Origin of the sequence: Kitasatospora purpeofusca (genome assembly GCF_000718025.1) — a bacterium.
GTDB lineage: Bacteria > Actinomycetota > Actinomycetes > Streptomycetales > Streptomycetaceae > Kitasatospora > Kitasatospora purpeofusca.
Window position 1 is genome coordinate 1 of record NZ_JODS01000021.1, and the last position, 19177, is coordinate 19177.

Genomic DNA, 19177 nt, shown 5'->3' on the forward strand with positions numbered 1-19177 from the left:
GCCCGGTTACATTCCGAACCCGGAAGCTAAGCCTCACAGCGCCGATGGTACTGCAGGGGGGACCCTGTGGGAGAGTAGGACGCCGCCGAACAATCATTCAAAGCCGCGGCCCCCAGCGATTCGCTGGGGGCCGCGGCTTTTTTGCGTTGTGCGCATGTGTGTACGACCGGCAGATCAGGGACTTCCGCCCGGACGCGGGGTGTCCCTGGATGTCGGACAATGGAGAAGGTGCACGGCCAGGAGGTCGGCGCCGAACCGCGAGCGGGCAGTGGTGCTGCCCGGTGCGCGGTGGAGATGAAGAAGCAGAAGGAGTCACCACGATGGCGAACGAGCCCCAGGACCGTCCCGAGCGTCGATCGGACGACGGCCGCGGCTACGAGCCCCGGTCCCGCGGGAGCTGGTCCAACGACCGTGCTCCGCGACGCGACGACCGCCGCGACGACCGTGGCGGCCGTCCCGCCGGCGGCGGCTACGGCGGTGGCCGTGACGACCGCGGTGGCGACCGTGGCGGTTTCCGTCGCGACGACCGCGGTGGCGACCGCCCCTACAGCGGCGGTGGCGGCGGCAGCTTCCGCCGTGATGACCGTGGTGACCGTCCGACCGGTGGTGGCGGCGGTTTCCGTCGTGACGACCGCGGTGGTGACCGTCCGTCGGGTGGTGGCTTCCGTCGGGACGACCGCCCGGGTGGTTTCGGTGGCGGGCGTGACGACCGTGGTGGCGACCGCGGTGGGTTCCGTCGTGACGACCGTGGTGACCGTCCGACCGGTGGTGGCGGCGGTTTCCGTCGTGACGACCGTGGCGGCGACCGTCCGTCGGGCGGTGGCTTCCGCCGCGACGACCGCCCGAGCGGCTTCCGCCGTGACGACCGTGGCGACCGTCCCTCGGGCGGCGGCTTCGGCCGTGACCGTGACGACCGCGGTGGGTTCCGTCGCGATGACCGTGGTGACCGTCCGACCGGTGGTGGCGGCGGTTTCCGTCGTGACGACCGCGGTGGCGACCGCCCCTACAGCGGCGGTGGCGGCGGCAGCTTCCGTCGTGACGACCGTGGCGACCGTCCCTCGGGCGGCGGCTTCGGCCGTGACCGTGACGACCGCGGCGGCTACCGCGGCGGCCGCGACGAGCGCGGCGGCGGCCGGGACTACCAGGACGACCGCCGGGGCAACTACGAGCCGGTCAAGCGCCTGCCGATCCCCGAGGACGTCACCGGCTTCGAGATCGACGCGGATGTGCGCCAGGAGCTCAAGAGCCTGCCCAAGACGCTCGCGGACGATGTCGCCCGCAACCTGGTGATGGTCGCCCGGCTGCTCGACGACGAGCCGGAGGAGGCCTACCAGTACTCGCGCGTCGCGCTGCGGCTGGCCTCCCGCGTCGCCGCCGTCCGTGAGGCGGCCGGTTTCGCCTCGTACGTGACCCAGCGCTACTCGGAGGCGCTGACCGAGTTCCGCGCCGCCCGCCGGATGACCGGTCGCGCCGACCTGTGGCCCGTGATGGCCGACTGCGAGCGTGGCCTGGGCCGCCCGGAGAAGGCGCTGGCGATGGCCGGCGAGCCCGAGGTGAAGCAGCTGGACAAGGCCGGCCAGGTCGAGATGCGTCTCGTCGCGGCCGGTGCGCGCGGCGACATGGAGCAGTTCGACGCCGCCGTCGTCACCCTGCAGAGCTCCGAGCTGGCCTCGTCCGCGGTGCACCCGTGGACCGCGCGCCTGCGCTACGCCTACGCCGAGGCGCTGATCGCGGCCGGCCGCGGCGACGAGGCCCGTGACTGGTTCGCCAAGGCCGTCGAGGCGGACACGGACGGCACCACCAACGCCGCCGAGCGCCTCGCCGAGATCGACGGTGTGGAGTTCATCGACGCCCTCGACCCGGAGCTCGCCGAGGAGGAGGCCGAGCAGGCCGCCGAGCCGACCGCCCGCAAGGGTGGCGAGGCCTCGGACGAGCGGGTCATCTTCGAGGACGAGGAGGACGTCGAGGAGTTCTACGACGAGGACGACCTCGAGATCGACGAGGAGTTCGACGGCGTGGTGCCGGAGCGTTCCGCCGGTCGCGACGACAAGTAGTCGACGACCCCGGCCGCCGGCACCCGCCGGCAGCCGGGGCGCGTCATGAGTGAGGCCCTGCCGCACCCCGGGAGATCCGGAGTGCGGCAGGGCCTCACTGCGTTCGGCGCCGCTACGGCGTCAGCCCAGCTCCAGGTTGCGCAGCACCAGTCCGGTGGCCGGCTTCGGGCCGAAGGAGGTGGACTTGCGGGGCATGGTGACGCCCTGCTCGGCGAGCCGGCGGACCACGCTCTCCCGCACCGGGTGCAGCAGGACGGCCGTGCCGCCGCTGCGGGCGGCCTCGCGCTCGGCGGAGGCGGCGGTGTGCAGGTAGCCGATGTCGTCGGGGCCGTCGGGGACCCGCCAGGTGTGGTCGAGCAGCGTGGCGTGCAGGACGGTGGCGTCCAGGTGGCGCCACTCCTCGGGCTTGTCCTGCGGCACGGTGGCGTCGAGCAGGGCCTCGTCGGGGTCGGTGACGAGGTGGAAGACGCCGTCCCCGCCGGTGAGCAGGAAGCCGCTGCCGCCGTGCCGCTTCTGCTCGGCGAGTGCCTGCAGCGCGCCGTCCAGCGGGCCGGGGACCTCCTTGACCTGCCACTGGCCGCCGAGCCGGGCCAGGGCCTCCTCGACCGGCAGCCGGTAGAGCACCCGGTGGATGGCCCGCACCCGCAGCGGGTAGCGGGCGGTGTCGACCAGCAGCACCAGGCCGCGGTCCCAGGGGCTGCGGGGCAGGTGCCGGTGTTCGCGCTGGAGACGCAGGTACATCTCCCAGCGGTGGTGGCCGTCGGCGATGAGGGCGCGGCAGGTGGCCAGGTCGCGGCCGATCTCGGCGATCTCGGCCGGGTCGGTGACCGCCCACAGCCGGTGGTGGGTGCCGTCGGTGGTGGTCGTGGTGAGCAGCGGCTCGGCGCGGACGGCGCGTTCGATCACGGCGGACGCCCCGCCGCTGCCCCGGTAGGTGAGCAGCAGCGGTTCGAGGTTGGCCCGGGTGGTGCGCATCAGGCCGACCCGGTCGGCGACCGGCCGGGGCATCACGTCCTCGTGCGGGAGGACCACGCCGGCCTCGGTGCCGCTGACGGCGAGGGCGCCGATGAGTCCGCGCTGGAGGACCTCCGCGCTGCCGTTGGCGGCGGGGACGCGCTGCTCGTACACGTAGAGGGCCGGCTCGGGGTCGGCGGCCAGGACGCCTTCGCGCTGCCACTCGCGCAGCAGCCTGGCGGCGTGCCGGTAGCGGGTGTCGCGGTCGGGGCGGTCGCCGGTGTCCTCGGGTTCGGGGCGCGGCAGGATCAGCCGGACCACGTTGTGCGGGTCGGCGGTCTCCAGGTCGAGCCTTCGGCCGGGGTCGACGACGTCGTACGGCGGTGAGGTGACGGCGGCCAGCGCGCCGACCCGGTCGGGGTCGTAGCGGAGGCCGCGGAACGGGGACAGGGACAGGCCTGCGGTGGCGACGTGGCCGGGATTGCCGGGGCCGCCCTGCGGAGACTCCACTCCGCTTTCTGCACTGGGTGTGCTCATTCTGGGCATCGTAACCGGGTACGCGTTGTTCAGAGATCGGAACACCCGTGCCGGTCCGGTGGCCGGGTGTCGTGACCGAGGGCGAGGTTCGGGGTGGACGAGCGCGACGAGCGGGTGGACGACGGCGCTGGTGGGGGTGCGGACGCCGGCGGCGGCGGGATGGCTCCGTCCGGTCAGCAGCAGCGGTCCGGTGAGCCGGAGGGGGACGTCTACGACTGGTTCCGCCGGGGTGCGCGGCTGCTCGCGCAGGGGAACCCGGCGGCGGCCGAGCAGCTGCTGGCCCGGGCGGCCGCGGCCGAGCCGGACTCGCGCAGCATCCGGGAGGCGCTGGCCCGGGCGCAGTTCGACGCGGGGTCCTTCGCGGCGGCGCTGGAGAACTTCCGGACCGTGGCGCTGGCCGATCCGTCGGACGACTACGCTCAGTTCGGGTGGGGTGTGGCGGCGGCCCGGCTGGGCGATTTCGAGACCTCCGCCGAGCATCTGGCGCTGGCCGTGGCGATGCGGCCGGAGAACGACCACTACCGGGCCGCGCTGCGGCAGACCCGCGCGACGCTGGCGGCCCGGGCCGGGGCGTTCGGTCCGCTGCTGCCGGGGGCGCCGGGTTACCTGGAGCCGCCGGCCGGGGCGGAGGGCCCGGCTCCGGGAAGCACGGCGGGCCCGGGAACCACGGCGGGGCCTGAGCCGACCGGTGAGCGGGACCGGCACGACGGCTGAGCCGGTGCGGCGTCCGACAGCCGCGGTTCCGGCCCCGCCCGGACTCCCGACGGACGAGTACGGACGAGTACGCACGAGCAGGACTGACGCGATGAGTGAGGTAGAGCAGGCATGACCGAAACGGCCACCACCGTGCGACGGACCGCCCCGGGCGGCAGCGAGCAGCCGCTGACCGAGGCGTACGACACGGCACTGCTGGACCTCGACGGCGTGGTGTACGCCGGCCCGAACGCGATCGAGTACGCCGTGGAGTCGCTGGACGCGGCCCGCGTCGCCGGGATGCGGCTGGCGTACGTGACCAACAACGCCTCCCGGCCGCCCCGGGTGGTCGCCGAGCACCTGACCGAGCTGGGGGTGCCGGCCGAGCCGGCGGACGTGATCAACTCCGCCCAGGCCGCCGCCCGGGTGCTCGCGGAGAAGCTGCCGGCCGGCGCGAAGGTGCTGGTGGTCGGCGGGCTCGGGCTGGAGGAGGCGCTGGCCGAGCGCGGCCTGGTGGCCGTCCGGACCCTGGCCGAGGAGCCGCTGGCGGTGGTCCAGGGCTTCGACGCCTCGGTGGGGTGGACGCACCTGGCGGAGGCCTCCTACGCGGTGCAGTCCGGGCTGCCGTGGGTGGCGTCCAACACCGATGTGACGGTGCCGACCGCGCGCGGGATCGCGCCGGGCAACGGGATGCTGGTGGCGGCGGTGCGGGCGGCGACCGGGGTGGAGCCGGAGGTGGCGGGGAAGCCGCTGCCGCCGATGCACCGGGAGACGGTGCTGCGGACCGGGGCGAAGCGGCCGCTGGTGGTCGGTGACCGGCTGGACACCGACATCGAGGGCGCGTTCAACGGCGGCGTGGACAGCCTGCTCGTGTTCACCGGGGTGACGACGGCGGCGCAGCTGCTGGCGGCCCCGGCGGAACACCGGCCGACGTACCTGGCGGCGGACCTGCGGGGTCTGCTGACCGCGCACGCGCCGGTCACGGCCGCGGCGGGCGGCGGGTTCGGCTGCGGCGGCTTCGTCGCGGTGGCGCAGGACGGCGTGCTGCGGCTGGAGGGTGTCGGGGCGGACCGCTGGGACGGTCTGCGGGCGCTGTGCGCGGCGGCCTGGACGGCGCTGGACGCGGACGGCGAGCCGGTGGACGGGCGGAAGGCGCTGGCCGAGCTGGGCTTCTGAGCCCGGTGCCGGTGTCGGCGGCCGGGTCAGAGCAGGGTGCGCAGCCGCAGCAGGTCGCGGAAGCCCGCCTCCAGCTTGACCCGGCCGCCGACCCAGGCCGAGGCGAAGTTGAGCCGGCCGCCGACCAGGGCGAGCAGGTCGTCGCTGCTCATGGTGAGCCGGATGTCCGCCTTCGCGGTGGGGCTGCCGGGGTGCTGCTCGACGTCCTGGATGCTCCCGGCCCGCAGCTGCCCGGTGAAGGTCAGGTCGAGGTCGGTGATCCGGCAGCTGAGCGAGCGGTCGAGGCCGGCGGCCGTGCGGACGTCGCCGGTGGCCTTGGCGAGGTTGCGGCTGAGCTGCTCCAGCGCCTCGCGGCACTCCTCGGCGTTGGCCATGGCGGTGGATCCCCTCCTCGAACGGGCCGTCGCGCCCCGGCGGGTGGCGGGGCCGGTCGGCGGCCGACTGCCGGGCCACGGTACCGCAGGAGGGTTTTGGCGGTAGCGTCGTCGGTGGGATGCCCGGATCCGTCCGGGCACCGTGGCGACGGAGCGATGCGCGCAGGCGAATGGGAGGCACCCGGATGCTGCCGAAGACGGTACGAGGAGCGGTGGCGGCCGCGGCCGTACTGGTGGAGGAGGTCGGCAAGCGGGTCGTCGGGACGGCGGCCGGTCTGCTGGAGAAGGGCGGGATCGACGTCACGGAGGTGGAGCGCCGCTTCGGCGGGCAGTTCCCTCCGTCGGCGCAGTCGCTGCAGACGCTCGCCGAGGAGGCGGTGACCGCCGGGCGGGCCGGGGTGGACCTGGCCGTCGGGGTGGCGCGCGGCGAGGTCGAGAAGGTCTTCGAGAAGGTCGGCGACCAGGTGACCAAGGTGGGCGTGGTGCTGGCCTACCTGGAGAGCAAGCTGCGCGAGGTCGAGGACGAGGACGACGAGGAGGGGGCGCGGCCGGAGCAGGCCGGGCCGCCGCCCGCGCCCCGGGCCGGCGGGCTGTTCGAGGACGGCTGGGAGCAGGAGACGCGGGCTTCGGCGGGGGCCGAGCGGATAGTGGTGGACGAGCCGGTGGAGGTCGACCCGCCGGTGCCGCCGAACGGGACGGCGGTCGTGGCGGCGGCCGCGGCGGAGAAGGCAGCGGAGAAGACCCCCGCGAAGAAGGCGGCGGCGCGGAAGCCCGCCGCCGCGAAGAAGGCCGCGCCGGTCGCGAAGAAGGCGGCGGCCAAGAAGACGGCGGTGAAGAAGACCGCCGTCAAGAAGACCTCGACCGCGAAGAAGCCGACCGAGGCCGGGGCCGAGCAGCCGCCCGCCAAGCGCACCGCCACCCGCAAGACCACCGTCCGCCGGACCGCCACCACGAAGAAGCCCGATGCCTGAACCGGAGAGCCGGACCGCCCCCGTCCCGGCCCCCGGTGAGCCGCTGCCGCTCGGGGTCGAGCTCACGCCCACCGGGCACCCGGCGGTGGACGCCGGGCTGGCCCGGCTGGCGGCGCTGGACGGGGTGCCGACCGACGCACACGTCGCGGTGTACGAAGATGTCCATCAGCGGCTCGCCGACACGCTGGCCGCGCTCGACCGGGACTGACCCGGGCGAGCGGGAACCACCGTAGGAGCTGAAACACCAGTGGCAGTGGCACGACGCCGACTCGACGCGGAGCTGGTCCGCCGCAAGCTGGCCCGGTCGCGGGAGCACGCCTCGGAGCTGATCGCGGCCGGCCGGGTGACCGTCGGCGGGGCCACCGCGACCAAGCCGGCCACCCAGGTGGAGACCTCGGCGGCGGTGGTGGTGGCCAAGGACGACAACGATCCCGACTACGTGTCGCGCGGCGGCCACAAGCTCGCCGGGGCGTTCGCGGCGTTCGTACCGCAGGGACTGGTCGTCGAGGGCCGCCGGGCGCTGGACGCGGGCGCGTCCACCGGCGGGTTCACCGATGTGCTGCTGCGGGCGGGCGCCGCCGGCGTGCTGGCGGTGGACGTCGGCTACGGGCAGCTGGCCTGGTCGCTGCAGAGCGACGACCGGGTGACCGTGATGGACCGCACCAACGTCCGGGAGCTGACCCCGGAGATGATCGGCGGCACCCCGGTCGACCTGGTGGTGGGCGACCTGTCCTTCATCTCGCTGGGCCTGGTGCTGCCCGCGCTGGCCGGCTGCGCCGCCCCGGACGCGGACCTGGTGCTGATGGTCAAGCCGCAGTTCGAGATCGGCAAGGAGCGCCTCGGCAGCGGCGGGGTGGTGCGCAGCCCGCAGCTGCGCGCCGAGATGGTGCGCCAGGTGGCCGACCAGGCGTGGCAGCTCGGGCTGGGCGTGCGGGCGGTCACCGCGAGCCCGCTGCCGGGGCCGTCGGGCAATGTCGAGTACTTCCTCTGGATGCGCCGGGACGCACCGCAGCTGGACCCCGCGGAGGCGGACCGGGCTGTCGCCGAAGGCCCCCGATAGGGTGCTCTGCGGACGTCCGGTCCGTCATGCTGGGTGGCGCGGCCGTACCGGGCCGACGACGACCCGGCCGGCGTAGGGAGAGGGCAGCGGGCATGAGTGATGAACGTACGGTCTTCCTGATCGCGCACACGGGCCGCGAGGCGGCGCTGCGCAGTGTCGAGGGACTGGTGCACGGCCTGCTGAAGGCGGGGATCCGGATCAGACTGCTGGCTGCCGAGGCGGTCGACCTGGACCTGCCGGACGGCGTGGAGACGGTGGCCGGGGGGCCGGGCGCGGCCGACGGCTGCGAGCTGATCCTGGTCGCCGGCGGGGACGGGACCCTGCTGCGCGGGGCGGAGTTGGCGCGCGAGCACGGGCTGCCGATGCTCGGCATCAACCTGGGCCGGGTCGGTTTCCTGGCCGAGGCGGAGCGGGACGATCTGGCGGTGGTGGTCGAGCGGGTGGTCGACGCCGACTACGAGGTCGAGGAGCGGATGACCCTCGATGTGATCGTCCGCACCAACGGCGACGAGGTGCACCACGACTGGGCGCTGAACGAGGCCTCGATCGAGAAGGCCTCCAGGGAGCGGATGCTCGAGGTGGTGACCGAGGTGGACGGCCGTCCGGTCTCCAACTTCGGCTGCGACGGCGTGGTGTGCGCGACGCCGACCGGTTCGACGGCGTACGCGTTCTCCGGCGGCGGGCCGGTGGTCTGGCCCGAGGTGGAGGCCCTGCTGATGGTGCCGATCAGCGCGCACGCGCTGTTCGCCCGGCCGCTGGTGGCCTCGCCGGACTCGGTGCTGGCGGTGGAGGTGCAGCCGAAGACCCCGCACGGGGTGCTGTGGTGCGACGGCCGGCGCTCGGTCGAACTGCCCGCCGGGGCGCGGGTGGAGGTGCGCCGGGGGCAGACGCCGGTGCGGCTGGCCAGGCTGCACCGGGCGCCGTTCACCGACCGGCTGGTGGCCAAGTTCGCGCTGCCGGTGACCGGTTGGCGCGGCCGGGCGGACACCGCCTGAGTCTCGCGGTCCCGGCGGACCGGGCGGACCGGGTGACTCGGCGTCGCCCGGTCCGCCCGGTCCGCCCGGTCCACCGGTTCGTGCGGTCCGTCCGCTCCCGCTCCGTCAGACCGCGAGCGGCTGGTTGTCGTCGGTGCCCCGCCACCCGCCGTCGTCCTCGGCGCGGGCGGCGGCCTCCGCCAGCCGGCGGACCGCGGCCGGCACGGCCGGGGCGGGCACGGTGAGCGGGATCCGGATGTGGTGCTCGAACGCGCCGTCGGAGCCGAACCGGTTGCCGGCCGCGAGTCGGACCCCGGAGCGCTCGCCGGCCCGGGCCAGTGCGGTGCCCGACACCCCGCCGGTGGCGACCCAGAACGACAGGCCGCCCGGCGGCACGGCGAAGCGCCAGTGCGGCAGCTGCTCGCGCAGGGCGGTGGTGAGCGCCTCGGCGGTGTCCCGCAGCCGGGTCAGTTGGTGGGCGCGGACGGCCGGGAGGTCCTCGGCCAGCAGTTCGGCGGCGATCAGCTGGTCCAGCACGGGGGCGCCGACGTCGCTGTAGACCCGGGTGGTGGCCAGCCGGCGGACCAGCGCGGGGGCGGCGCGCACCCAGCCGATCCGCAGGCCGCCCCAGAGCAGCTTCCCGGCCGAGCCGACGGTGACCACCTGGGCGGCGCGGTCCAGCGCGGCGGTCGGGCGGGGGAGCGGTACGTCCGCGGGCACGCCCCAGCCGAGTTCGGCGGTGGTCTCGTCGACCAGCACCACGGCGCCGGCGGACCGGGCGGCGGCGAGCAGTGCGCGCCGCTGCTCCTCGTCGATCAGCGCGCCGGTGGGGTTGTGGAAGTCGGGGATCACATAGACGGCCTTCGGCGCGGCCCCGCCCAGCACCCGTCGCCACTCGGCGAGGTCCCAGCGCGGCCCGCCCCCGCGGCCCGGCGCGGGGGATGCGTCGAGCAGCGGGACGGGGACCGGCCGGGCCTCGCTGAGCCGCAGCGCCTGGAGGGTGTGGGCGTAGCTGGGGGCCTCGACGGCGACCCGGTCGCCCCGGCCGAGCAGGGCCTGCCGGACCAGGTGCAGGGCGCCCATCGCGCCGATGGTGATCAGGATCTGGTCCGGGGTGGTCGGCAGTCCGCGCTCGGTGAAGCGGCGGGCCACGGCCTCGCGCAGCACCGGGACGCCGGTCGGGTAGTGGCCGTGCCCGGCGGCGTAGGCGGGCAGCTGGTCGACGGCGCGGGCGGCGGCCGCGGAGAGGAAGGGCTGCGGGGCGGGGAGCGCGGCGACGCCGAGGTCCAGGATGTTGCCCTGCTCGTCCGGCGGGACGGGGTGCAGGGCGTCGCTGGGCGGGGCGGAGCCCTCGGGCAGGGCGGTCCAGCTGCCGGCGCCGCGGCGGCTGTGCAGGTAGCCCTCGGCCCGCAGGGCCTCGTAGGCGGTGGCGACGGTGGTGCGGCTGAGTCCGAGGGCCAGGGCGAGTTCGCGTTCGGCGGGCAGCCGGGCGCCGACCGGCAGCCGGCCCTCGGAGACCAGCAGCCGGATCCGGGCGGCCAGCGCGCGGTAGGCGGGGCGGCGGGCGGCGCCGGGCGGTTCGGGCAGTCGGGCGGTGGCGAGCAGCCGGGCGAGCGCCGGGGGAGCGACGGTGGTCTGCCAGTCGGCCAAGGTAATCAGTCCACTTGCTCGTGATTGGCCCTGTCGTGGGCCGTATTGGCTTGGCCATCATGGCAGGGCGGCCGTCGAGACCGCCACCGTCGGGCCGGTCCGCCGGCGGTGCAGCACCACCTGTCCGGAGAATCCATGGCCACCACGAGCGCCCTCCCGTCCCCGTCGCCGTCCGAGTGCCCGTCCGGGCCCGCCTCGCCGTCCCCCGCCGCCGGTGCGGCCCCCGTCGCCGGTGTGCCCCCCGTCGCCGGTGCGACCGTCGCCCGGCCCGGTCCGCTGCTGCGGGTGCTGGGCGACACCCACGCCCTCGGCCGCCGCCTGCCGCAGCTGGTGGTCGGCCTGGCCCTCTACGGCGGCAGCATGGGCCTGATGCTCCGCTCCGGCCTCGGGCTCGACCCCTGGGACGTGTTCCACCAGGGCCTCCAGGGCAGCTTCGGCCTCTCGGTGGGTGCCTGGGTCACCATCTGCGGCGCCCTGGTGCTGCTGCTGTGGATCCCGCTGCGTCAGCTGCCCGGGGTCGGCACGGTCGCCAACGTGCTGCTGATCGGCGCCGCGATGGACCTCACCCTGCGCTTCGTCGGCACCCCGGGGGCGCTCCCGGTCCGGATCGCGCTGATGGTCACCGCGATCGTGCTCAACGGCGTGGCCACCGGGCTCTACATCGGCGCCCGGCTGGGCCCGGGGCCGCGCGACGGGCTGATGACCGGGCTGCACCGGCGCACCGGGGGCTCGCTGCGGCTGATCCGCACGGGCATCGAGCTGGTCGTGCTGGCGGTGGGCGTCCTGCTCGGCGGCACGGCCGGGGTCGGCACCGTCGCGTACGCGCTGGCGATCGGCCCGCTCGCGCAGTTCTTCCTGCCCTGGTTCACCGTGCCCACCGCCGAGCAGGCCGGAAGGGCCGGAAAGGCCGGAAAGCGCGGTCCCGGCGCGTAACGGGTCGCCCGGACCGTCCCGGGGCGGGTCCGCGAGTGGGGCGGGCACGGAGGAACGGTCCGGATCCCGGCGCGGCGGGTCCGGAAACGCCCGGAACGGATGAACTTGGGGGCACGGAGTTGCCGCGCGGCGTTGCCGCTCGTCGCGCGGCGGGTGCGGAACCTCGTAAGGTCGTCTCCGTGTTGGACGAGATGCGGATACGGGATCTCGGGGTCATCGACGACGCGGTCGTCGAACTGGCCCCCGGCTTCACAGCGGTGACCGGGGAGACCGGAGCCGGCAAGACCATGGTGGTGACCAGCCTCGGCCTGCTGCTCGGCGGCCGGGCCGACCCGGGCCTGGTGCGCAACGGCAGCGAGCGCGCGGTCGTCGAGGGCCGCCTCCAACTTCCACCCGGCTCGCCGGTGGCCGCCCGCGCGGTCGAGGCCGGTGCCGAGCTCGACGACGGCGCGCTGCTGATCAGCCGGACCGTCTCCGCCGAGGGCCGCTCCCGCGCCCACGTCGGCGGCCGGTCCGTCCCGGTCGGCCTGCTCGCCGAGCTCGGCGAGGACCTCGTCGCCGTGCACGGCCAGACCGACCAGCAGCGGCTGCTGCGCCCGGCCCGCCAGCGCGGCGCCCTGGACCGCTACGCGGGCGGGTCGGTCGCCGAGCCGCTGGCCCGCTACCGCGAGGTCTACCGCCGGCTGCGCGAGGTCTCCTCGACGCTGGAGGAGCTGACCACCCGGGCCCGCGAGCGGGCCCAGGAGGCGGACCTGCTGCGGTTCGGCCTCGACGAGGTCGCCGCCGCCGAACCGGTGGCCGGCGAGGACGAGGGGCTGTCCGCCGAGGCCGAGCGGCTCGGCCACGCCGACGCGCTCTCCTCCGCCGCGACCCTCGCCCACGCCGCCCTGGCCGGCGACCCGGCCGACCCGGAGGCGCTGGACGCGGGCACCCTGCTCGCCCAGTCCCGCCGCGCGCTGGACGCCGTCCGCCACCACGACGAGCGGCTCGCCGCCCTCGCCGACCGGCTCAACGAGGTCGGCTACCTGCTCGCCGACGTGGCCGGCGACCTGGCCGGCTACGCCGACGACCTGGACGCCGACCCGGTCCGCCTGGCCGCCGTCGAGGACCGCCGGGCCGTGCTCTCCCAGCTGCTGCGCAAGTACGGCGGCCCGGAGAACTCGCTGGCCGAGGTGATCGCCTGGGCCGAGGCCGGCTCCGCCCGGCTCTCCGAGCTCGACGGCGACGACGAGCGGATCGACGAGCTCGGCGCCCGCGAGACCGCGCTGCGCGGCGAGCTGGCCGAGCTCGCGGCCGAGGTCTCGGCCGCCCGGCAGGCAGCCGCCGGGCGCTTCGCGGCGGCCGTCTCCGCCGAGCTCGCCGAACTGGCCATGCCGCACGCCCGGGTCACCTTCGCGATCAGCCAGGTCGACGACCTGTCCGGGATCGAGATCGAGGGCCGGACGGTCGCCTACGGGCCGCACGGCGTGGACGAGGTCGAGGTGCTGCTGGCCCCGCACCCCGGCGCCCAGCCCCGGCCGATCGCCAAGGGCGCCTCCGGCGGCGAGCTGTCCCGGGTGATGCTCGCCGTCGAGGTGGTCTTCGCCGGCGCCGACCCCGTCCCCACCTACCTGTTCGACGAGGTGGACGCGGGCGTCGGCGGCAAGGCGGCGGTCGAGATCGGCCGCCGGCTCGCCAAGCTCGCCGAGAGCGCCCAGGTCGTGGTGGTCACCCACCTGCCGCAGGTGGCGGCCTTCGCCGACCGCCACCTGGTGGTCGAGAAGACCAACGACGGCACCGTGACCCGCAGTGGCGTCAAGGTGCTGACCGACGAGGAGCGGGTCCGCGAGCTCTCCCGGATGCTGGCCGGCCTGGAGGACTCCGAGCTCGGCCGGGCGCACGCGGAGGAGTTGCTCGCCGCGGCCCGGACCCCCCGCCACCGCTGAACCCGGGCGGCCCTCACGGACCGGCCACGACGCGCCCCGCCGGGGGCGCCGACTGTCCAAGAGGGCCGCCGACCTGGCATGGTGGCGGCTGGACACTGGCCCTTCCTGTCCCGAGCGCCGCCGGCGGGCAACCCCCGCCCGGGGCGCGCGTAGCTGATCGAGTCGGATGCGAGACGACGTGGACCATTCCGCCGCCCGGGCAGCCGCGGCCACCCCCGAACCGGGGCAGCTGCAGGTGGTGCTCGTCCTGGCCGCCAGTAGCGGCGGCATCGGTGCGCATGTGCGCTCCCTGGCACAGGGTCTGGTCGCGCACGGAGTGACCGTCACGGTGTGCGCCCCCGCCGGCGCGGACGCGCTGTACGGCTTCTCCCGCACCGGTGCGCGGTTCCACCTGGTCGACATCACCCCGACCGCGGGCGCCCGCAGCGACGCCACCGCGATCGGCGAGCTGCGCCGTGCCTTCACCGGCGCCGACGTGGTGCACGCCCACGGCCTGCGCGCGGGGCTGCTGTCCGACCTCGCGCTGCGCACCGCCGGCCGCTTCCCGGGCCTGCGCCCGGAGACGCCGCTGGTGGTCACCTCGCACCACGCGCTGGACGCCACCGGCATGGAGCGCCGCCTCCAGCGGCTGATGGAGCGCCGGGTGGCGCGCGCCGCCGACCTCGTCCTCGGCGCCTCCTCCGACCTGGTCGCCCGGGCCCGCGAACTCGGCGCCACCGACGCCCGGCTGGGCCCGGTCGCGGCCCCGCCGATGCCCGAGGCCCGGCTGCCCCGGGACGGCGCCAGGGCGGCGCTGCTCGACGGCGGCCCGGACCGCCCGCTGGTCCTCGCGGTGGGCCGGCTCGTCCCGCAGAAGGCCTTCGGACTGCTGCTGGACGCGGCCCGCGACCTGGCCGCGCTGACGCCCGAACCGCTGCTGCTGCTGGCCGGGGACGGCCCGGAGGCCGCCGGACTGCGCGAGCGGGTGGCCGCCGAGAAGCTGCCGGTGCGGCTGCTCGGCTACCGCACCGATGTGTCCGACCTGCTGGCCGCCGCCGACGTGCTGGTGCTCCCCAGCCGCTGGGAGGCCCGGTCGCTGGTGGTGCAGGAGGCGATGCGGGCCGGCGTGCCGGTGGTCGCCACCGCCGTCGGCGGCATCCCCGAGCTGGTCGGCGACGCCGCCGTACTGGTCCCGCCCGGCGACGCGGCGGCCCTCGGCCGGGCGGTGCGGGAGCTGCTGGCCGACCCGGAGCGCCGCCGCCGCCTGGTGGCGGCCGGCCGGCAGCAGGCGGAGACCTGGCCGGACGAGGCCGCCACCGTCGCCCAGGTGCTCAGCACCTACGACGAGCTGGTGCAGCGCAACGGGTGAGCGCGACGGTGGCGGCGGGTCAGACGGTGGCCTGCTCGCCGGCCCGGTCGGCGGCCGGGCCGTCCGGCTGGGCCGACAGGTAGGCGCCGCCGCAGGCGGTGAGCCGCAGCGCGGTGTCGATCAGCGGGACGTGGCTGAAGGCCTGCGGGAAGTTGCCGACCTGGCGCTTGAGCCGCGGGTCCCACTCCTCGGCGAGCAGTCCGAGGTCGTTGCGCAGCGACAGCAGCCGGTCGAACAGCTCCCGTGCCTCCTGCACCCGGCCGATCATGGCGAGGTCGTCGGCCAGCCAGAACGAGCAGGCCAGGAAGGCGCCCTCGTGGCCGGACAGGCCGTCGACGTTGTTGCCGCTCTCGTCGTGGGTCGGGTAGCGCAGCACGAAGCCGTCCTCGGTGGACAGCTCGCGCTGGATCGCCTCGATGGTGCCGATCACCCGCTTGTCGTCCGGCGGCAGGAAGCCGACCTGCGGGATGAGCAGCAGCGAGGCGTCCAGCTCCTTGCCGCCGTAGTACTGGGTGAAGGTGTTGCGGCCGGGGTCGTAGCCCCGCTCGCAGACGTCCCGGTGGATGGTGTCGCGCAGCTCGCGCCAGCGCTCCAGCTGGCCGCCGGCCGGGGCGTCCTCGGGGGTCTGCTCCAGCAGCTTGATGGTGCGGTCCACCGCCACCCAGGCCATCACCTTGGAGTGGACGAAGTGCCGGCGCGGCCCGCGCACCTCCCAGATGCCCTCGTCCGGCTCGGTCCAGTGGTCCTCCAGGTACTCGATCAGCCGCAGCTGGAGGTGGTGGGCGTGGTCGTTGCGGACCAGGCCGGTCATGTGGGCCAGGTGCAGCGCCTCGACGACCTCGCCGTAGACGTCCAGCTGGAGCTGGCCGGCCGCGCCGTTGCCGACCCGGACCGGCTGTGAGCCCTCGTAGCCGGGCAGCCAGTCGAGCGCGGACTCGGTGAGCTCGCGCTCGCCCGCGATGCCGTACATGATCTGGAGGTTCTCCGGGTCGCCCGCGACCGCGCGCAGCAGCCACTCGCGCCAGGCCTTGGCCTCGTCGCGGTAGCCGGTGCGGAGCAGGGAGGAGAGGGTGATCGCGGCGTCCCTGAGCCAGGTGTAGCGGTAGTCCCAGTTGCGCTCGCCGCCGATGTCCTCGGGCAGCGAGGTGGTGGGGGCGGCCACGATCCCGCCGGTGGGGGCGTAGGTGAGGCCCTTGAGGGTGATCAGCGAGCGGACCACGGCCTCCCGGTAGGGCCCCTGGTAGGTGCACTGGCCGACCCACTCGTGCCAGAAGTCGGCGGTGGCCTCGAGCAGGCCCTCGGCGTCCGGCGGGGTCGGCTGCTCCAGGTGGGAGGCCTGCCAGGTGAGCGCGAAGGCGATCCGCTCACCGGCCCGGACGGTGAAGTCCGCGTAGGTGGTGAGGTTGCGCCCGTAGGTGTCGGCCTCGCCGTCCAGCCAGACCGAGTCCGGCCCGGCCACGGCGACGGTGCGGTGGCCGCCGTCGGGCTGCTCCACCCGGTGCACCCAGGGGACGACCCGGCCGTAGCTGAAGCGCATCCGCAGGGCGGAGCGCATCCGCACGGTGCCGGCCACGCCCTCGACGATCCGGATCACCTGCGGCACGGCGTCCTTCCCGGCCAGCGGGCGGGGCGGCATGAAGTCGATCACCCGGACGGTGCCGCCCTGGGAGTCCCACTCCTGTTCCAGGATCAGCGAGTCGCCCCGGTAGCGGCGGCGGTCGGCGGGCACGGCGGGGGCGGCCGCGGTGGGCGGCGGGACCCTCAGGTCGGCGGTGTCGGCGAGCCGCAGCCGTGCGGCCGGGGGGCCGGCCGGTTCGGCGGCGGGCGCGGTGGCCGGGTGCGGCAGTGCGGTGGCCACCGCCTCGGCGGGGCCGATCCGCCAGAAGCCGTGTTCGTCGGTGCCGAGCAGGCCGGCGAACACCGCCGGCGAGTCGAACCGGGGCAGGCAGAGCCAGTCCACCGCTCCGTCCCTGCTGACGAGGGCGGCGGTCTGCATGTCCCCGATGAGTGCGTAGTCCTCGATACGGCCGGCCACGTGATCTCCAGTTCGCAATGTGGTCACGACGCATCGGCGATCCGAGGGAGAGCCAGCGGGACCGCGGACCGGGGGCCACCCCGGGACGTCCGGCCCTCCGTGGGGTGGTGGCGGGCCTTGCCGGAGCATCCGCGAGGGCTCGGTCGAGCCTCTGGGTGGGTGGGAGGAGCGGCACTACGGGGAGGTCCGGTCGCGCATCGGGGACCGAGAGGTTCCTGACCCTCCCACGCCCTCCGCGTGCTCATGTTGTCGGCGATGCGTCCGAGCAGCTTACGACGGACGAAAGGGGCGAAGCACGCGGGCGCAGCGCGATGTGGCGCCGCATTTCGGCGGAAATACCGCGCATTGCGAGAGCGGCCGTCAGGATGGCTCGGAAGGATCAGCTCCGGATGGCACGAAGTGGGGATCCGGTGATGGCCCGGCCGAGGGCTCCGGACCGCCGCCGGGTGGCCCGGTCGGGCGGGTGGTGCAACGGATGTGACGGTTGCGCCGGATGGTGCGCCGGTGGTGCGCCTGGCGTGCGCCCCGGGAGCGCCCCCGCGGTTCCCCGACCGGAAACCGGGGCCCCGAGGCCCTCCGACGGCGGGCCGGAACGCGTCCGGGCCGGGTCACTGATACCCTGGTATCCCGTGGACCGGTGGGATCAAACGCCCCGGACCGGCCGAACCGACGACCCTCAGGGCCCCGTGCGCAGCACCGCCCTCCCCCGTCGCGACGGCGAGCCGCGAGCCTCCCACCACGTCACCTTCGACACGCGACCCACGGGAGCCCCCTCTTGGCACAGCCCCATTCCGGCAAGGCATCGAACGGCCGCGCCGTGACGACCAAGCACCTCTTCGTCACCGGGGGTGTCGCCTCGTCGCTCGGCAAGGGCCTCACCGCCTCCAGCCTCGGTGCCCTGCTCAAGGCCCGCGGCCTGCGCGTGACGATGCAGAAGCTCGACCCGTACCTCAACGTGGACCCGGGCACCATGAACCCGTTCCAGCACGGTGAGGTCTTCGTCACCGACGACGGCGCCGAGACCGACCTCGACATCGGCCACTACGAGCGGTTCCTCGACACGAACCTGCACGGCTCGGCCAACGTCACCACCGGCCAGGTGTACTCGACCGTCATCGCCAAGGAGCGCCGCGGCGAGTACCTGGGCGACACCGTCCAGGTCATCCCGCACATCACCAACGAGATCAAGTCCCGGATCCGCCGGATGGCGACCGAGGACGTGGACGTGGTGATCACCGAGGTCGGCGGCACCGTCGGCGACATCGAGTCGCTGCCGTTCCTGGAGGCCGTCCGCCAGGTCCGCCACGAGGTCGGCCGGGACAACGTCTTCTTCGTGCACGTCTCCCTGCTCCCCTACATCGGCCCCTCGGGCGAGCTGAAGACCAAGCCGACCCAGCACTCCGTCGCCGCGCTGCGCAACATCGGCATCCAGCCCGACGCCATCGTGCTGCGCGCCGACCGCGAGGTCCCGCAGGCCATCAAGCGCAAGATCTCGCTGATGTGCGACGTCGACGAGGAGGCCGTGGTCGCGGCCATCGACGCCAAGTCGATCTACGACATCCCCAAGGTGCTGCACGGCGAGGGCCTGGACGCCTACGTCGTCCGCCGCCTGGACCTGCCGTTCCGCGACGTGGACTGGACCACCTGGGACGACCTGCTGCGCCGCGTCCACGAGCCGCAGCACATCGTCAAGGTCGCCCTGGTCGGCAAGTACATCGACCTCCCGGACGCCTACCTGTCGGTGACCGAGGCGCTGCGCGCCGGCGGCTTCGCCAACAACGCCCGGGTCGAGATCAAGTGGGTCACCTCGGACGACTGCGAGACCCCCGAGGGCGCCCGCGAGCAGCTCGGCGACGTGGACGCGATCTGCATCCCCGGCGGCTTCGGCGACCGCGGCGTCAACGGCAAGGTCGGCGCGATCACCTTCGCCCGCGAGAACAAGGTCCCGCTGCTCGGCCTGTGCCTGGGCCTGCAGTGCGTGGTCATCGAGGCCGCCCGCAACCTGGCCGGCCTGCCCGAGGCCAACTCGACCGAGTTCGACGCCGCCGCCAAGCACCCGGTCGTCTCCACCATGGCCGAGCAGCTGGCCATCGTCGACGGCAAGGGCGACCTGGGCGGCACCATGCGTCTGGGCCTCTACCCGGCCAAGCTCGCCGAGGGCTCGATCGTCCGCGAGGTCTACGCGGGCGAGCAGTACGTCGAGGAGCGCCACCGCCACCGCTACGAGGTCAACAACGCCTACCGCGCGGACCTGGAGAAGACCGGCCTGCAGTTCTCCGGCCTCTCCCCGAAGGGCGACCTGGTCGAGTACGTCGAGTACCCGCGCGAGGTGCACCCCTACCTGGTGGCCACCCAGGCCCACCCGGAGCTGAAGTCCCGGCCGACCCGCCCGCACCCGCTGTTCGCGGGTCTGGTCAAGGCCGCGATCGAGATCAAGACGGCGCCGGCCGACGCCCAGTAGTCCCGGTCCGTTCCCCGGACGGCGGTCCCGCG

General features: G+C 75.0%; 16 protein-coding genes and 1 rRNA gene. 13 read left to right on the top strand and 4 right to left on the bottom strand.

The window, feature by feature from the left end; genetic code table 11:
* The 3 genes from rrf to IF01_RS49060 form a co-directional block, all read left to right on the top strand.
* Positions 1-91, top strand: a 5S ribosomal RNA gene (gene rrf, locus IF01_RS44270); the annotation flags it as partial.
* A 128-nt stretch (positions 92-219) separates the two neighbouring features.
* On the top strand, positions 220-1290 hold the full coding sequence (locus tag IF01_RS0126630) for a hypothetical protein (protein ID WP_167349775.1): 1071 nt from the start codon (positions 220-222) through the stop codon (positions 1288-1290).
* Positions 1182-2054: a tetratricopeptide repeat protein gene (locus IF01_RS49060; protein ID WP_208624358.1), complete on the top strand. Its 873-nt coding sequence runs from the start codon at positions 1182-1184 to the stop codon at positions 2052-2054. The genes IF01_RS0126630 and IF01_RS49060 overlap by 109 nt, the downstream gene beginning before the upstream one ends.
* A gap of 120 nt (positions 2055-2174) precedes the next feature.
* Here the strand turns inward: IF01_RS49060 and IF01_RS0126640 are convergent, their stop codons facing one another.
* On the bottom strand, positions 2175-3545 hold the full coding sequence (locus tag IF01_RS0126640) for a DUF1015 family protein (protein WP_030396080.1): 1371 nt from the start codon (positions 3543-3545) through the stop codon (positions 2175-2177).
* Between the two features lie 93 nt (positions 3546-3638).
* Between IF01_RS0126640 and IF01_RS0126645 the strand changes: the two genes are divergently transcribed.
* Positions 3639-4259, top strand: coding sequence for a tetratricopeptide repeat protein (locus IF01_RS0126645; protein WP_233290516.1), 621 nt, complete (start codon positions 3639-3641; stop codon positions 4257-4259).
* Positions 4260-4370: 111 nt separating this feature from the next.
* Complete coding sequence (locus IF01_RS0126650; RefSeq protein ID WP_030396082.1) at positions 4371-5414, top strand: HAD-IIA family hydrolase; 1044 nt, start codon at positions 4371-4373, stop codon at positions 5412-5414.
* A 26-nt stretch (positions 5415-5440) separates the two neighbouring features.
* Here the strand turns inward: IF01_RS0126650 and IF01_RS0126655 are convergent, their stop codons facing one another.
* Positions 5441-5788: an SCP2 sterol-binding domain-containing protein gene (locus IF01_RS0126655; RefSeq protein ID WP_030396083.1), complete on the bottom strand. Its 348-nt coding sequence runs from the start codon at positions 5786-5788 to the stop codon at positions 5441-5443.
* A 185-nt stretch (positions 5789-5973) separates the two neighbouring features.
* Here IF01_RS0126655 and IF01_RS51140 point away from each other — a divergent pair, with 185 nt between their 5' ends.
* The 4 genes from IF01_RS51140 (at position 5974) to IF01_RS0126675 (ending at position 8814) form a co-directional block, all read left to right on the top strand.
* Positions 5974-6759 carry a hypothetical protein gene (locus tag IF01_RS51140; RefSeq protein WP_157855347.1) on the top strand — a complete coding sequence of 262 codons (786 nt, stop codon included), beginning with the start codon at positions 5974-5976 and terminating at the stop codon, positions 6757-6759.
* Positions 6752-6967 carry a hypothetical protein gene (locus IF01_RS0126665; protein WP_030396085.1) on the top strand — a complete coding sequence of 72 codons (216 nt, stop codon included), beginning with the start codon at positions 6752-6754 and terminating at the stop codon, positions 6965-6967. Before IF01_RS51140 ends, IF01_RS0126665 begins: the two co-directional genes overlap by 8 nt.
* 45 nt (positions 6968-7012) lie before the next feature.
* Positions 7013-7819, top strand: a complete 807-nt coding sequence (locus IF01_RS0126670) for a TlyA family RNA methyltransferase (RefSeq protein WP_030396086.1) — start codon at positions 7013-7015, stop codon at positions 7817-7819.
* A gap of 92 nt (positions 7820-7911) precedes the next feature.
* Positions 7912-8814, top strand: coding sequence for an NAD kinase (locus IF01_RS0126675; RefSeq protein ID WP_030396087.1), 903 nt, complete (start codon positions 7912-7914; stop codon positions 8812-8814).
* A 105-nt stretch (positions 8815-8919) separates the two neighbouring features.
* On the opposite strand, the gene yczR is transcribed toward IF01_RS0126675, so the two are convergent.
* Positions 8920-10443 (bottom strand): MocR-like transcription factor YczR, encoded by a 1524-nt coding sequence (yczR, locus tag IF01_RS0126680; RefSeq protein ID WP_030396088.1) that lies wholly within the window; start codon positions 10441-10443, stop codon positions 8920-8922.
* Positions 10444-10578: 135 nt separating this feature from the next.
* On the opposite strand from yczR, the gene yczE reads away from it, so the two are divergent.
* From yczE to IF01_RS0126695, 3 genes are all read left to right on the top strand, one after another.
* Complete coding sequence (yczE, locus tag IF01_RS0126685) at positions 10579-11376, top strand: membrane protein YczE (protein ID WP_244215636.1); 798 nt, start codon at positions 10579-10581, stop codon at positions 11374-11376.
* Between the two features lie 191 nt (positions 11377-11567).
* On the top strand, positions 11568-13301 hold the full coding sequence (recN, locus tag IF01_RS0126690; RefSeq protein WP_030396090.1) for a DNA repair protein RecN: 1734 nt from the start codon (positions 11568-11570) through the stop codon (positions 13299-13301).
* Between the two features lie 178 nt (positions 13302-13479).
* Entirely contained in the window at positions 13480-14649 is a 1170-nt protein-coding gene (locus IF01_RS0126695; protein ID WP_030396091.1) for a glycosyltransferase family 4 protein, read from the top strand.
* 19 nt (positions 14650-14668) lie between these two features.
* On the opposite strand, the gene IF01_RS0126700 is transcribed toward IF01_RS0126695, so the two are convergent.
* Positions 14669-16684 carry a glycoside hydrolase family 15 protein gene (locus IF01_RS0126700; protein WP_051742905.1) on the bottom strand — a complete coding sequence of 672 codons (2016 nt, stop codon included), beginning with the start codon at positions 16682-16684 and terminating at the stop codon, positions 14669-14671.
* An 817-nt stretch (positions 16685-17501) separates the two neighbouring features.
* Between IF01_RS0126700 and pyrG the strand changes: the two genes are divergently transcribed.
* Complete coding sequence (gene pyrG, locus IF01_RS0126705) at positions 17502-19145, top strand: CTP synthase (RefSeq protein ID WP_030396093.1); 1644 nt, start codon at positions 17502-17504, stop codon at positions 19143-19145.
* Positions 19146-19177 lie beyond the last annotated feature (32 nt).